This is a genomic window from Luteolibacter sp. Populi (genome assembly GCF_040801775.1).
Taxonomy (GTDB): domain Bacteria; phylum Verrucomicrobiota; class Verrucomicrobiia; order Verrucomicrobiales; family Akkermansiaceae; genus Haloferula.
In genome coordinates this window covers 2038745-2053178 of the sequence record NZ_CP161812.1, presented here as the reverse complement: position 1 = coordinate 2053178, position 14434 = coordinate 2038745, and the positions used below count along the sequence as shown (strand labels likewise).

Sequence of the window (14434 nt, the reverse complement as noted above, 5' to 3'; positions counted from 1 at the left end):
TGTGTCCTCCGAGATTTATTTCACGTCGTTTGAAGAGGCGGCGCGCGAGTCTGCAAAGCAACCTGTAATGAGGGGGCAACTCCACCACATTCGGAAAGCATTCGATGCCTTGGAAGTGGATGGGATACTTTGTGTGGACGGTAGACCTACCGTCTATTTCAAAGACTTTCCTAAACCTTTGTCACGAGCGGCGGTCAATGAAGAGCAGCGCCGCTGTTGGAATCAAGGAACAGCCACAGTGTTAGTGCTGCGCGACCCGCAGACTGTCTATCTATTGTCCGGTCTGATCCCGCCGAACCGGGACGAAGATGAACCGATAGGGGACCATGCGGCATTGATTCGCGACTTTAAATGGAGTGCGAACGTGCTTGGGCAGCATCGGCTAGTTGAGTCCATTGCATCGGGGTACTATTATCGCGAACACCAAGAGAAATTTTTTGAGAAGGCCCAAACGGTCGATCATTTCCTCGTCGCGATGCTCGGGGAGCTTGCAGGCAAGCTGAACACTTCAGGAGAGCGTGCTGATCTTAAGCACATCCATGCTTTCTTGGGGAGATTGATATTTGCTTGTTATTTGATTGATAGGAAAATTATCAGCTTGGCTGATTATGATTTCATTAGGAAGAAAGACGTAAGGAATCTCGCTCAGTTTCTCGAAAGCTGCCCAGCTTCAGAAGCAGTCGAACTTCTGTTCGAAAAGCTTTTCCCGGCGCTGAAGAAGGAATTCAATGGTAGCACCTTCGAGGGTCACTTCGAAGAGGAACGTAAGATTATAGGTGCAGGGAAGGTCGATCTGCTTCTGAGTTTCTTCAAGGGCGAGGACATGAACTCTGCGCAGATGAATCTGGCTTTCTGGGTCTTCGACTTCTCGGTGATTCCGGTGGAAACGATCAGCGCGATCTACGAGAAATTTTTGGAAAGCGAGGATCTCCAAGGTAAAAACGAAAAAGGTGCTTTCTACACGCCAAGGCATTTGGCGGAGTTGGTGGTAGCTGAGACGGTCGATCAATGTCCGAGTCTGTTAGGCAAGCGTTTCCTTGATCCGAGTTGTGGATCAGGTATCTTCTTGGTCATCCTTTTTAACCGCTTGGCGGAAGAGTGGATGATTGAAAATCCCGATGCTTCTTTCGCGGAGCAGATCCGCGAATTGCCGAAGCTCTTCGGAAACTTAAGGGGGGTCGATGTAAATGCCACGGCATGCCGGATCACATGCTTCAGCCTCTACATCGCTCTATTGGATCAATTTCTTCCCCGAGATCTCAAGCGGCTGAAAACAGAGGCGGGCTTGGGGAAAAGGAGGCCACTTCTCCCAGAACTGCTCGTCGCCGCGGGTAAGCGCAAGTCCATCGAATTTCCTACTGTTGTTGAAGGGAATTATTTCGATCCGCAGCTCCGCATCGACGGGAAATTTGACTTCATCGTTGGAAACCCCCCTTGGGTTTCGCGGAAAGGATCTAGTGGTGAAGTCGCGGCATGGATGAAGAGCGCTGCCTGCCCGGTAAAAGGGAAGAGTTCCGCCCTAACTCAAGATCAGATTGCTCTTGCCTTTCTCTGGAAGGTGCCTGGCGATTTGGCGGAGAACGGCACAGCAAGCTTGCTTTTGCCATCGCAATTGATCCTCAATAAGAGCGACAGCTTCCAAAGCGAGTGGTTTCGCAGGTTTTCGGTTTCTCGTCTGCTGCAGCTTGCGGACTTCCGGCGGTTCCTCTTCGAAAATGCGATACGGCCGTGCTTCGTGCTTCGGTTCCATAGTGCAGAGCCAAAGTTGAGCGACACGATGGAATACATCGTTCCGAAGGTGACGCGGAATGATCCGAGGACTGGCCTCATTGTTGCAAACGCTGAGGATCGGAAATTTGTGCGTCTGGAAGAGCTACTGGCTGCGGCTGGGCGGAAAGAAGCATCGTTAGTATGGAAGACCAGACTGTGGGGTACACATTGCGATTTAAAGCTAATCGATTGCCTTTCGACACTGCCAAAGCTTGGCGATCATGCCGGTACACCGAAGCAAGGAAAGCGTTGGGTGAAGCGGCAGGGATTTCAGCCTTGGTGTCAAGCAGGCTACGACGCTTCTCCCGAGACCTATGGGGAGCCGAAGCAGATCGGAGGCTCTTTGGATGATCCGTTTGTGAAGACGGAAGCCCTACCCGAATTTTTCCTCGAACCTGGAGAATGTTCGACTCTTCGCGAACGCTTGAGCTCCCTGATCTGTAAGGAGCCCAAGAGCGCCCCAGAAAAAGATCGGGAAGCCAGCTTGGAAGGGTTTCGGAGACGGCCTTCGGGTGCCTTCAATCCTCCCATGGTTTTGGTCAACAACGGGTTTACCCGTTTCGCTTATGTCGATTTTAAAGTCTTTTATCAAGATTCGTTGACCGGTATTCAGGGAAAGGCGAATGATATGGATCTGCTCCTGTTTCTTGTTGCGCTCCTGCGATCAAAGCTTGCAAGATACTATTTGTTTCATACATCTAGTTATTTGGGCATCGAGCGCGATAAGGTCGAGGTCCACGAGCTGCTTCGGCTTCCTTTCCCGATTATCGGGGAAAATGGTTTCGACGATAAGGACGCGCGCGGCGCATTCGATTCTATTGTTTCAAAGACTCGAGCCACCAAGCAACGATTGGAAAGTCTCGCCATGGAAAAAAATTCCGGGGTGTTGCAACTGCGCGGGGGCGATTATCAAGAACTTCGGGAAGAGATGATCTCTCAGTTGGAAGAGGAAATCGAGCCGCAAATTTATCGCTATTTTGGCCTCAGTGAAGATGATGTGTCCCTCGTCGAGGATACGTTTTTTGTGAGTAATAAGAGCTATACTCCCGTTCATCCCTACGATTCACTTCCGACCCTTGCGGAAACGAAAGAAGGTGACAGGAATGCCTTCGCAGCTTCTCTCTGCGGCTCGCTAAATCGCTGGATACAAATGGGTTCCATGAAGAATCGGCGGCAGTCTCAATTTTTTGCTGCCGAACATGTATGTCTGCCGAACTCTGGCCTCGCAGTGATGATTCTCCGTCGATCATTACGAGAAGCGACTCCCAAAAAAGCTATCATTACACCGGAATTGACGGAGGCAGTGGAAGGCGTGATGCGAGAGAGTAGCACAGAGCGCGGTGCGTTTAGCTTCCGTAGGAACATACTCCACTTTGGCAAAGATGCCATCTATATCGTTCGACCAGATCTTCTAGTGCATTGGACGCGGACGGCAGGTCTGAATACCGCGGAAGCCATTTACGGGTCCATCGTTTCTGCAAAAACGAAGCCGATTAAAAAATGAATGTAGCGGGACATCCGGATCTTTGGGCGGATATGTTTCCGCTGGAATACTTGCCGGCGGTATTCCAGATGATACTGAAAGAGTGGCCCAATTTCACGCGTCCCAGTTCTGCAAGGAGATTAGAAAATCAGATTTCAAATCGTTTCGTGGGCCATCTCAAGCAAGTCGCTCGAGTGGCACGAACGCCGTTTAATTTTAAATATCGCTCAAAAATTGCCGATCCTCAAGCCGACTCTGAAAGTGGAGAGTTGGATATTGAGGTCTTCACTGGCTTGGATACAGATGTTTACTTCGCCTTTGAATGCAAGCGGTTGTTTAACAGGATCGGAGCCTCTGAAGCCGGGAAATATGTTGGTAATGGCGGGATGGGCTGTTATCTAACAGGTCAATACAGCGGTAGTGCGAATTGTGGTGGAATGATCGGTTATGTAATGACCGGAGATCCAGTGAAGGCAGAGCATGTAGTGCGTGAGACGATCGAATTGAAAAAAGAAGAGTTGCGCCTGTTAGATCCGTTTTCAATGTACCCTTCAAGCCTCATACCCGACGAGGGCCGGGTCTCTCAGACCCTGCACGCTATGGGGGACGAAGTCTTTACGATCTACCACATCTTCTTACCCTACTCGGCCGGGCCGTCGGGAGCGCCGAAAGGTCAGTGATAGGCAAGTTTTCTTGACTGTGTATCATCTGACTCGAAGCATTTTATGGAGGCAATTAAGAGGCCAACGCTTAGTAGATGCGATTGGCTAGCCTAATTGGTGGACAGCCATCCAGAAGTATTCGAGTTCGGTGATCTCGAGTTTTCCGCTGAAGGGATCGAGCGTCATGCGAAGCTCCTCCGGGGTCGGAAAGTTCTTCAGGACCTCATGGCTGCTGCCATCGGCGAGGCGGCGGATCTGGTAGGTGTTTCCGGCTCCATCCCGGCGATGCACGGGAGTGCTGCTGCCCTCCACGAAACGGTTGTCGATGAAGGCGACCAGTGCGCCGGGCTTCAGGCGGGCGTGGAAGCCGGTGAGGAAGGCATGGAGTTTTTCGAGGGGCACGTGCGACCACCAGAAACCGGCGAAGCCCGCATCGAAGTCGCGGCGGAGGTCCGGCAGGGCGAGGGAGTCGGCGGTGGCGAATTCGACCTTCGCGGCGTCTAATGTTTTGGAGCGAGCGACATCGAGGGTCTCGGGATTGATGTCGGTGGCGAGGATGCTGTTCGCCGTGGAAACGAAGCATTCCGTCCAATAGGCGGTGCCGCAGGAGATCTCTAACACATCGCGCCCGGCGAAGAGGCTGCGGCACTTGTCCCGCAGCACTTGCAGGTCCGCCTGGCGCTCGGGCTTGGCGTAGACCTTTTCGTATTCCGTGGCGCGGCGGGCGTAGTATTCGATCACGATGCAGGCGGCGATTCTGCCAGGTACTCGTCAAAGGGCCGGGTGTAGAGCTGCCAGTGGAGCAGCATGGCCACCGCGAGCGAGATCAGGGAGACGACGATGGCGAAGTAATCCGCAGTGCCCGAGCCGATCCCGGCGAGCGCGAGGAAGGTAGCGATCCCGGTCGTAGCATAGAAGAATCCGAAGGCCCACGAGGCATGCTTCCGGGCCCAGGGGCGTCCGAGCAAGAGCGCGCACCCCGGGTGGAGGAAGAGCACGCAGGCATTGAAGCGGAGATGGCCCGCCAGCAGGGAGGCGATGACATCCCAGATGCCCCAAAGCCCGATCAGGCAGAGGAGGAGGGAGATGATGACGACACGTTTCGACATCGCAGGCCGGGGCAGCGTCTCATTCCTCGGTCGGTTCGTGAAGGAGAAATGCCGCTGTGGGCAGGCAGCCTGCTGCCGTGAAGCACGCGCGATGGCGTTTCTCGTTTAGGTCCGCGGTCGGGAATTGCTCGGGCTCCCGTTGCAGCGCCCCTCGCAGCAGGCTGCATCGGGACAGCGGCAGCAGGCTGCGCGCAGTCCACGGCGGCGGGGCCGCGGAAGGCGAATTCACCGGGCCGCCTCGAACGCGATCTCCACCACGCGGAATTTTGCGCCGAGCTGGCCGGGGTGGGTGAGGGTTTGGAAGGCGCGCAGCTCCTTGCCCACATCGGTGCGGCCTTCGAGCGAGAGCAGCCAGGGTCGGGCGAGTTCGGTGAGGAAGACGCCCTGGCGTTCGTCGCGGATCACCCTGCCACCCATGGCTTCCGCGGCTTCGGCGAGAGCGGTGAAATCGACGTGCGCGGTGATGTCGATTTCGCCCGGGGTCAGCAGCGGGTCTTCCGCGGCGCGGTGGCGGGAGAAGGTGCGCAGGGTGCCGGTAGTACGGGATTCATGGTAGTAGTCGGCGCGGTCGAAGCCGTAATCGAGCCACAGCATCCGCCCGCCGCGCATGCCGGTGGCCATCGTGCGGAGGAAGCTTGGGAAGTTGTCGCGGATCTCGGTGCGGTAGCCGGCGGGGTGCAGGGGCAGGGGAGCCACCAGATCCGCCGGGGCGGGGCCGAGGGCTTTCCAAGCGAAGGCATCGCCCGCGAGATCCACGCCGAGTTCCAGCCAGCCGCTGCCATCGGACTCGATGACACGGAAAGGCAGGGCGTCGAGCACCTCGTTCCCGAGCACGAAAGAGGGCAGGGGATCGTCGGCGAGGAGGTCGGCGGAGGGCAGGACCCGGATCTGCGGAGCGCGGGCGCGGAGGGCTTCCGCCAGCTGCGGGAGCGGCTCGATGATGATGTATTCCAAGCCGGGGAGGTCGAGGCTGCCGAGAATGTCCTCCGCCAGGCTGCCATCGTTCGCCCCGGCTTCCACGATCCGCCAGCGGGCGGGGCTGCCGGCTTCCCGCCACCAGCCGGAAATATGCGCAGCCAGCAGGCGTCCGAAGAGCGGCCCGGTGCTCACGCTGGTGAAGAAATCCCCGCCGCGCCCGACCTGTCCGGCGGGGCGGGCGTAGTAGCCTGCCGCGGGGTCGTAGAGGGCCGCCGACATAAAATGCTGGAAAAGCAGCGGACCGCGGTGCAGTATTTCCTCACGCAGCCGGGCGGCCAAGCCCGGCATTGCACCTCCGGCCTCCGGCGAGTATGCGGGGGGCGCGCCGGAGGGGTTCCGGGAATTGTCACGAAAGTAGTCCGCCATGGCCAACAAGGAAAACGTACCGCGGAACAAGGTGAGGAAGCGCCGCTTCTACAAGCGCAAAGGCTTCTGGTTCGGCTTGTTCTTGTTCACTCTGATCAGCGGCGTCATCGGCTACCTCGGTGCCGAGTATTACACGCGGCCTTACCGCGAGCGTGCCGAGACCTACGACATGGCGCGGATCAACGACCTGGAAATCCCCAGCGTGATCTTCGACCGCCACGGCAAGGAAATCGGCCGGATCTTCGTGCAGAACCGCAGCGTGATCCCGATCGCCGAGGTGCCCCAGATTTTCATCGAGGCGCTGAAGGCGGGTGAGGACCAGCGTTTCATGGTCCACACCGGCGTCGACTTCATCGGCGTGGCGCGCGCGGTCTGGCTGAATGCCCAGGCCGGGGAAACGACCCAGGGTGCGAGCACCATCACCCAGCAGCTCGCGCGGAATGCCTATGATCTGGAAGCGGAGCGCAAGGTCCGCGGCGAATCCGGCATGGAGCGCAAGATCGTGGAGGCCTTCCTGGCCCGGCGGATCGAGAAGCACTTCCGCAGCAAGCCGCAGATCCTGGAATTCTACCTGAACCGGATCTACTTCGGCAGCGGCTACTACGGCATCCGCTCGGCCTCGCTCGGCTATTTCGGCAAGGAGCCGAAGGATCTCACGGCTCTGGAAAGCGCGGCGATCGTCGGCTGCATCAAGAACCCGACCGGGCTTTCCCCGCTGAACAATCCCGAAGGCAACCGCAAGTCGCGCAACCTGGTACTCGGCCGGATGGCGGAGGCCAAGGCGATCACCAGCCGCGAGGCCAGCACGCTCTCCGGCGAAATCCTCAAGCTCAATCCCAAGCCGCTGCAGCGCGGCACCACCCACCTCTACGAGCGCATCGCCGATGAGATCCGCCTGGCGCTGGGGCCGGAAGCCTTGGCCGCCGGCGGTTTCCGGATTCATACCTCGATCGATGCCGGGGTCCAGGCGGCGATGGAGAAGAGCCTGCGCCAGAGCTTCGAGCGCGCCGAGGCGGTGCCCGGCTACGCCAACCAGAAGCGCGCCGATTACAAGAAGTCCTCCGGGCAGCCTGCGGAGTATCTGCAAGGCGCGGGCCTGATGGTGGACCACGGCACCGGCGAGGTGCTGGCCCACGTCGGCGGACGCGATTATTCGGACGTGCCGTATGACATGATCGAACTCGGAAGGCGCCCGCTCGGGACCGCCTTTCTGCCCTTCACCTATGCCGCGGGCCTGAAGCAGGGGCTGACCCCGGCCACCGCGGTGGACGACGAGTGGATGGATACCCGTTTCGTGGGCATCGGCGGCAGCGAGGGGGTGCTGGCCGAGTGGGGGATGGAAGTCTTGAAGCCCGGCCAGCCGGAGGGCCGGATCAGCGCGCGGCGGGCCTTGGAAAGCTCGAAGATCGGTGCCTCGATCCGCTTCGCGCAACAGGCCGGCCTGCAGCATGTGGCGGACGCGGCGGAGGCCTTCGGCCTGCCGATGAAGAATGCGGAACTGCTGCCGCGGATCGCGGTCGGTTGGGAACCCGCTTCGATGAAGGATGCGGTGCGCGCGATTTCCACCTTCGGCCGCAATGGCACCACCGCGCCGCGCACTTTCACCTATGTCGACCGTGTGGAGAATGCCGAGGGTAGCAATGTCTACCGGCGCAAGATCGAGGTCCCGGTGAGGCTGGAACCGGTCGACGAGGCCACCTCCTACATGGTTCACAGCATGCTCCGCGGCAGCATGGAGCGCGGCAGCGCGGCGGGTCTGGGCGAGATGCTGGTCGAGAAGCCCTTCGGCGGGGCGGGCAAGACCGGGACGACCAACGATTTCTCCGACAATTGGTTCCTGGGCTACAATGGCCGGGTCGCCTGCGGCGTCTGGCTCGGCTTCCTGCAACCCGGCAAGTCGATCTACCAAGGGGCCTTCTCGAAGGACCTGGCGATGCCGGTGTGGGCGGAGGCGATGAATGCTTGCGCCAAGGATTTCGGCGGCAAGGTGATCCCGCAGCCGGAGAGCATCGCGGAAGTGAAGCTGTGCCGGGTCTCCGGCCAGCGCGCCACGCCGTATTGCTACGAGACGGTGGTGGATCCCGCGACCGGCCGGCCGCGGACCCGCTCGGCGGAGTTCACCGAATTCTTCCGCAAGGGCTCGCAGGCCATGCCGTTTTGCCCGATCCACTCCGGCGCGGACCATGTGGAAGGAGACGCCGTATCGGTCGGGCTCAGCCAGATGGCGGTGATCGACAGCACCCCGGTGCGCTCGAAGGAGCCGGTGTTGATCGGAGAAGACCCCTATTTCACCGAGCAAGTGATGCTCGACGGGATGGAACGCCAGCCGACCCGCAGCAGCACCAACGTGCTCGACAGCTTCGACTTGGGCGACGGCGAGAAGCCGCTGCAACTGCCGTGGCCCAAACGCCTCAAGATCCAGCCGGAGTGAGTTTCACGTGGCGGAGCAACCGTGGGCGTTTCTTGTTCCGCGGCAATCCGACCGGTGCCAATACAATTTTCAGAACCGCGAATGGACGCGAATTCTGAAATAGATGAGGGTGATTTTTCGAGCGGCCACACCACCCGCCCCGGGTGCCCGGAAAAAATGGCATTTTTATTCGCGTCCACTCGCAGTTCAAATCTCCGAATAGCAGCCGTATCGCCTTTCAAAACCCCTTCTTGGCAAACGCCCGCGTAGCGGTGATGATCCGTCCTGTCGTTATGATCCGCCTTCTTCTCTGCCTCGCCGCAACGGCGACCGCGCTTGCCCAGCAGGTGCCGCGCGCCCAGCCGGTGGACGAGAATGAAGCCGCGCCGCCGCCGCGCCCCGATCCAGCGGCGGACTGGTATGCCCACGGCAAGCGCCTGCACGATTCCGCGAAAGCCAGCGCCATCGTCGACCAGAAGCTGGATCGCTACACCCAGGCGATCTCGGTGCTGAGCCGCTTCATCGAAGAGAAGCCGAACGACCCGAATGCCGAGGCAGCCTGGTGGTATCTGGGGGAGAGCTACTACGGCTGCGGCCGGGTGGACGATGCGCGGCGCTGCTACCACGGGATCATCAGCCGTTTCGGCAAGGGCGGTTTCGCCAGCGCCGCGGCGTTCCGGCTGGCGGTGGACCATTTCAACAACCGCCAGTATGCGCTGGCCGCGCCGCTCTTCGAGAAGATGGTGGCCGTCTCGACCGCGCCGGACCACCGCTTGAAAGGGCTTTTTTACGCGGCCTTTTCCTATGAGCTGCAGGGCCGCACCCGCGAGGCCACCGAGTATTACCGGAAGGTGATGACGGACCCCGAGCCGCTCAATCCTTTCCTCAGCAAGACCCAGCTCCACCTCGGCAAGCTGCTGGCGCGGGCGGAGAAGCTGGATGAAGCGCTGCCCCTGCTCGACCAGGCGGTGATGTCGCGCAGCCCCTCCGACGTCCGCGGCCCGGCCGCCGTCGAAGCCGGCATCGTCGCCGCCAAACTGGGCCAGGCGGACGTCTCCGACAAATACCTGATGCTGGTGCTGAATACCGCCGGGATGGAGGCTTACCGCCCGGACGCGCAGATCGCGCTGATGAATGCGCGCTACGACAGCAAGCAGTATGGCGAGGTGATCTCGATCTTTCTGCGCAGCGCGGAGAAGGCCGCCGGCGAGCAGGAGGCCCGCCGCCTGATGGTCGCGGCCAAGTCCTACATGGAGCTGGAGCGGAACGTGGAGGCGCTGGAGCTTTTCCGCGAGGTCGAGAAGCTGATGTTGCCGAACAACATCCATGCCTTCGAGGCAAACTACTTGCGAGTGCTCTGCTTCTACCGGATCGAGGGCCGCCATATCCCGGACCAGGTTGATGCTTTCCTCGATATCTACCGCAAGAACCGCCCGCGCGATCCCAAGATCCACACCGCGCTGCTGATGAAGGCGGAGACGCTCATGGACGAGCGCAAGCCGACCGAGGCGGCGAAGGTTTACAACGAGATCGACGCCACGGTGCTCAGCCCGGAGAATCGCAAGGGCCTGCTTTACAAGCGCGCCACCTGCTCGCTGGCCAGCGAGGACCCGGCGGGCGCGGTGCGTTCCTTCAGCGAATTCATCACGAACTATCCGGATGATCCGCGCGCCGCGGAGGCACTGATGCAGCGCGCGCAGGCCTACAAGACCAGCGGCGAGCCGACGAAGGCGATCGCGGACTTCGACCAGGTGATCACCCGCGATTCGACGGCCGAATTCACCGAACTGGCCTACCTCGAGTCCGCGGAGATCGCGCGGCAGGAGAGCAATCTGGAGGACATGATCGCACGCTACGAGGGCTTCCTCATGAAGTTCCCGGGCGCCGTGAAATCGCGCAAGGCGAAGGCCCACTACTGGGTGGCCTGGGGCATGACCAAGAAGGACCGCCTGAAGGAAGCGATCCCGCACGCCGGGACCGCCCGCGAACTCGAGCATGCCACCTACGGCAAGAATGCCGGAGCCCTGCTCGCCCTGGCCCACTGGACCCTGCAGGCCCCCGAGGCGCTGTGCGAGGACGTGGACACCGCGATCAAGGAGGACTTCGTGGACTACCTGCCGGAGCAGCTGATCGACTGGGCGGCGATGCAGGCTTTCAGCGCCGACCGCTACGAGCAATCCGCCCGCTTCTACGGCCTGATCGCGGACGAGGACGAGCCGCGCAGCACCGCCAAGCAAACCTGGCGCTACCTCGGCAAGGCCCTGCTCGCCGCCGGCAAGCCGAAGGAGGCGCTCGGTCCCGTCAACAACGCCCTCGAAGTCGAGGACGCCGCGATGTGGAAGGCCGATGGCCTGGTGGACCGCGCCAAGGCATTGCTTGGAATCGGCAATGTGGAAGGAGCCGCCGCCGCCCTCTCCGAATGCCGCGCGCTGCAACCGCAGGGCCGCACGATTGCCGAGGTGATGATCGTCAATGGCGATATCCACATGAAGCGCAACGATCCCGCCCGCGCGGCGATCGAATATGTCTCCGCCATCGAGCAGCTCGACGACAACGACCGCGTGCTCAAGCCGATGGCCCTGCACAAGGCCGCGCTCGCCCTCGACAAGAAGCAGGATCCTTCCGCCGCCGCCGATTACCGGATGATGCTGAAGACCAAGTATCCGGAGTGGAAGGCACCCTGAGACGGGCGGCAGCGTAGCGGAAAGGTTGCGCCGTTCCGGGCGGGGGGGCTCCCTCCTCGCTCCCCGATCCCGCGGCGCGAGAGCCGTCAGCGGCCTTGGCCGGTCTCCTTTTCCCAATCCCGCCGCCAGCCCTCCGCGGTCTTCTTCAAGGCGGGATCGCTGATCTGGTCGAGTGCCCAGCGCGAGGCTTCCGGGTCCTGGTGGCGCCGCAGGGCTTGCTGGGAATACTCCGCCAGCCCGCGTTCGCGGTGCCAATCGCCGGGCTCCATGGCCTCCAGCCAGTCCTTGGCCCGGGGCAGGTCATCGCCGATGTAGCGGTCCACCGCGCGGTGGAAGAACTCGACCGCTTCCGGCCGCTCCGGCAGATCCTGCGCCCATTCGGCCAGCCGCAGCGGGTCGGCGTTAATGGCATGAAAGCGGAGCTGATCCACCGCCTTGTCCTCCGCGAGGAAGTCCCATTCACCGGCTTGCATCGCCAGGCCGATGGCCGTGGTCAGGCCCGGGGAACTCGCATTCATCGGCAGGAACATCGCTTTCGCCGCCTCGCCGCGGTGGTCCGCGGGGATCTTTTCCCACTCGCTCCGCAGCGTCGCCTCATCGGCTCTGCGCAGGCTGGCACCCCAGGTCATCAGCGCCAGGGTGCGGGGCGCACCGGCCGGGAGGGCAGCCCATTGCTCGCGCAGCGGTGCCGGATCGCCGCCATCCGGCAACTGCGCCGCGGCGATCCTCAACCAGCCCTCGGGCTCCGCACCGGGGCCGTTCGCGAGGAGCTTCGCGATGATCTCATGCATGCGCTCGGGATGAACCTTGGCCTCCCCCATCGTCCGGTTGATGGCATACTCGCGTAGGCTTGGCGGCAGGTCCCGGAGCATGGAAACCACCAGCCCGCCATCGCTGGCGGCCACGCTGGCGAGCCACTGGCGGCGGAGGATCTGCGTGCCGACGCCGAACCTGCCGCTGGTGATCAGCGCCCAAGCCTCCAGCGGCCGCTCGGTGAATGCCTTGCGGAAGGCTTCGATCAGCGTGTGACCGGAGGTTCCGGCGACCTCAAAGCCGGGATTGAAGTCATTGTCCCAGGCTTCACCCAGCGCGGCTTCAAGGGCGCCGGCCAGGTCCACCTCGGCCCATTTCTCTAACAAGCCAAGCTGGATGCCGCGGCGGTCGAGGATGTTGTGGTCCCTCGCCGCCAGGGCCAGCCAGGCCCGCCGGTAATCTTCCGCCTTCGGTTTGCGGGCCGCCGGGTTCCGCCCGGGCTGCGGCTCGCGGAGCGCTCCGGCACTTGTTAGAGAGCCGGGCGCGGCGGCGGATGGCTCCGCCGGCCGCGTGGCGATACCCGCGAGGGCGATTCCCACCGCGGCCGCGGCGGCGTGACTGGCGATGCGTGTGACCCGTTTCATCGCCCTTCCTCCATCCGCTTCTTCAATGAGGCATCCGTCAGCTCGCCGCGCAGCCCGGTGGCCAGCGCGCGGTCCCTGGCCTGCACCGTCTTCGCCAGGGAAAACAGGGCCATCTCGCGATCGAGGCCGGGCGGCAATTCGCGGACCCACGCGATGTAGTCCTCGCCCAGCCGCTCGTGATTGCGGGGCGTATTGTGGCTCCACGCCTCCAGCCGCGCGTCCCGGAGTTCCGGCGTGTCCGCGGGGATCTTCCCGAGCGCCGCCATGAATTGATTCGGATCGATGTTCCTGAAGGCGCGGGCCGCGGCCTGCATCGCGACCTGCGCCTTCTCCGCCTCCGGCAAGCCCTCTAACAAGGTCATCGCCCGCTCCGGATCCTCTTCGACAAGCTCCAGGAAAAGCCGGTTCCGCAAGGCCTCCGGGGCGCGCCCGGCGAGCTCCGGAAGCTCCTTGGCCATCGCAGCCAGGACTTCCGCGGCATCCGCCTCGCCATGGCGGAAGGCATGCCGCCAGTCGCGGCCGTTCTTGAGGATCGCGCTCAGGTCCTTCTCCGCGAGTTGGCCGTAGAGGTCGCGGGCCTGCGCTTGCTCATCGCCACCGAGCAGCTTCACGCGCTCGTCCAGGGGCATCGTCGTGCCGCTCCGCACGAAGTCCTGCCACATCGTGCTGCCAGTCACTTGCCCTTTGAAGCCCGCGTCGAGCGATTGGTCCGCCAGCAGGCCGCGCAGCCATTTCATTCCCTCCGCGCCGTTCTTCTTCGCGAACTCGAGGAGCATCTCCGGTTGCTGCTCGGCGATGGCCACTGCCGCCAGCGTGTCCTTCTGTTGGAAGGGCCACGTCCGTTCGAATTGCCCGCGCAGCCGCCGCCACTGGTCCTCCGGCAGCGTGTCCTTCAGCGCCAGCACTTGCGCGGCATCCGCGCCCTGCCCGCCGAGCCCTTGGGCCATGAAATGGGCCGCGAAGCTTCCGAAGGCGCCGCCCAATCCGCCCGCGAGCACGCCGGGGCCCTTGTCCTTTACAACCTTGTCGAAGACCTGGAAGGAGTGCCACATCATCGCCTCCTGGGTCGCCCCGTCGGACTCCGCCCATTTCATCATGCCGACCGGGTCGCGGATCGTCCAATGGTAGAGCAGCGCCATGATCATCGGCGAGGGCTTGCGCTGGTCCTTGCCGTCCAGCAGCCAGTCCCCGATCTCCTTGGAAAGCGCGGCGGCCAGATCCGCGGGCACCTCCATCGTCGCCACCAGCCGGTCGAATTCCCGGTTCTGCTCCACCTCGGCCTTCAGGTCCTTGTTCTGTTCGGCGGGTGCGTTGAAGCTGGCGAGCACTTCGTCCGCCGAGAGTTCCCCGGCCTTGCCCGCTGCCCCGGGCATCGCCGCAGCCTCCAGTGGCCCGGGCTTGCCCTCCGCCGGTGCCCGCCAATGGCTCCACGCGAACCACCCCGCCGCCAGCGCGGTGCCGTGGGTCAGGCAGGTAATCAGGACTCGCCGGGGATTCGTCATCTGGGATATTCTAACCAATGCTTCGCCCTGTCTCTTCCGTCTATGAAATAACCGGCATTGCGTTTTCCATCGG

9 protein-coding genes are annotated in these 14434 nt (G+C 61.9%); 4 read left to right on the top strand and 5 right to left on the bottom strand.

Features of this window, described 5'->3' with window-relative positions:
• The first annotated feature begins 1 nt into the window (after position 1).
• A complete protein-coding gene (locus tag ABWK72_RS08070) occupies positions 2 to 3274 on the top strand; it encodes a class I SAM-dependent DNA methyltransferase (RefSeq protein ID WP_367874280.1) in 3273 nt (1090 codons plus the stop codon).
• Between the two features lie 32 nt (positions 3275 to 3306).
• Entirely contained in the window at positions 3307 to 3933 is a 627-nt protein-coding gene (locus ABWK72_RS08065) for a hypothetical protein (protein ID WP_367874279.1), read from the top strand.
• An 87-nt stretch (positions 3934 to 4020) separates the two neighbouring features.
• Here ABWK72_RS08065 and ABWK72_RS08060 read toward each other — a convergent pair whose 3' ends face one another.
• From ABWK72_RS08060 to ABWK72_RS08050, 3 genes are all read right to left on the bottom strand, one after another.
• On the bottom strand, positions 4021 to 4656 hold the full coding sequence (locus tag ABWK72_RS08060) for a class I SAM-dependent methyltransferase (protein WP_367874278.1): 636 nt from the start codon (positions 4654 to 4656) through the stop codon (positions 4021 to 4023).
• A complete protein-coding gene (locus tag ABWK72_RS08055; RefSeq protein ID WP_367874277.1) occupies positions 4653 to 5024 on the bottom strand; it encodes a hypothetical protein in 372 nt (123 codons plus the stop codon). Before ABWK72_RS08055 ends, ABWK72_RS08060 begins: the two co-directional genes overlap by 4 nt.
• A gap of 225 nt (positions 5025 to 5249) precedes the next feature.
• Positions 5250 to 6221, bottom strand: coding sequence for a class I SAM-dependent methyltransferase (locus ABWK72_RS08050; RefSeq protein WP_367874276.1), 972 nt, complete (start codon positions 6219 to 6221; stop codon positions 5250 to 5252).
• Positions 6222 to 6366: 145 nt separating this feature from the next.
• Between ABWK72_RS08050 and ABWK72_RS08045 the strand changes: the two genes are divergently transcribed.
• Entirely contained in the window at positions 6367 to 8799 is a 2433-nt protein-coding gene (locus tag ABWK72_RS08045; RefSeq protein ID WP_367874275.1) for a transglycosylase domain-containing protein, read from the top strand.
• Positions 8800 to 9071: 272 nt separating this feature from the next.
• Positions 9072 to 11462 (top strand): tetratricopeptide repeat protein, encoded by a 2391-nt coding sequence (locus tag ABWK72_RS08040; protein ID WP_367874274.1) that lies wholly within the window; start codon positions 9072 to 9074, stop codon positions 11460 to 11462.
• Between the two features lie 86 nt (positions 11463 to 11548).
• Here the strand turns inward: ABWK72_RS08040 and ABWK72_RS08035 are convergent, their stop codons facing one another.
• A complete protein-coding gene (locus tag ABWK72_RS08035; protein ID WP_367874273.1) occupies positions 11549 to 12859 on the bottom strand; it encodes a hypothetical protein in 1311 nt (436 codons plus the stop codon).
• Positions 12856 to 14361 carry a hypothetical protein gene (locus ABWK72_RS08030; protein ID WP_367874272.1) on the bottom strand — a complete coding sequence of 502 codons (1506 nt, stop codon included), beginning with the start codon at positions 14359 to 14361 and terminating at the stop codon, positions 12856 to 12858. Before ABWK72_RS08030 ends, ABWK72_RS08035 begins: the two co-directional genes overlap by 4 nt.
• Positions 14362 to 14434: the final 73 nt, after the last annotated feature.

What these genes read in the sequence shown, in the direction of transcription:
- ABWK72_RS08065 (WP_367874279.1), top strand. Translation starts at nt 3,307, where the DNA reads ATGTTTCCGCTGGAATACTTGCCGGCGGTATTCCAGATGATACTGAAA.
- ABWK72_RS08055 (WP_367874277.1), bottom strand. Translation starts at nt 5,024, where the DNA reads ATGTCGAAACGTGTCGTCATCATCTCCCTCCTCCTCTGCCTGATCGGG.
- ABWK72_RS08050 (WP_367874276.1), bottom strand. Translation starts at nt 6,221, where the DNA reads ATGTCGGCGGCCCTCTACGACCCCGCGGCAGGCTACTACGCCCGCCCC.
- ABWK72_RS08045 (WP_367874275.1), top strand. Translation starts at nt 6,367, where the DNA reads ATGGCCAACAAGGAAAACGTACCGCGGAACAAGGTGAGGAAGCGCCGC.
- ABWK72_RS08040 (WP_367874274.1), top strand. Translation starts at nt 9,072, where the DNA reads ATGATCCGCCTTCTTCTCTGCCTCGCCGCAACGGCGACCGCGCTTGCC.
- ABWK72_RS08035 (WP_367874273.1), bottom strand. Translation starts at nt 12,859, where the DNA reads ATGAAACGGGTCACACGCATCGCCAGTCACGCCGCCGCGGCCGCGGTG.
- ABWK72_RS08030 (WP_367874272.1), bottom strand. Translation starts at nt 14,361, where the DNA reads ATGACGAATCCCCGGCGAGTCCTGATTACCTGCCTGACCCACGGCACC.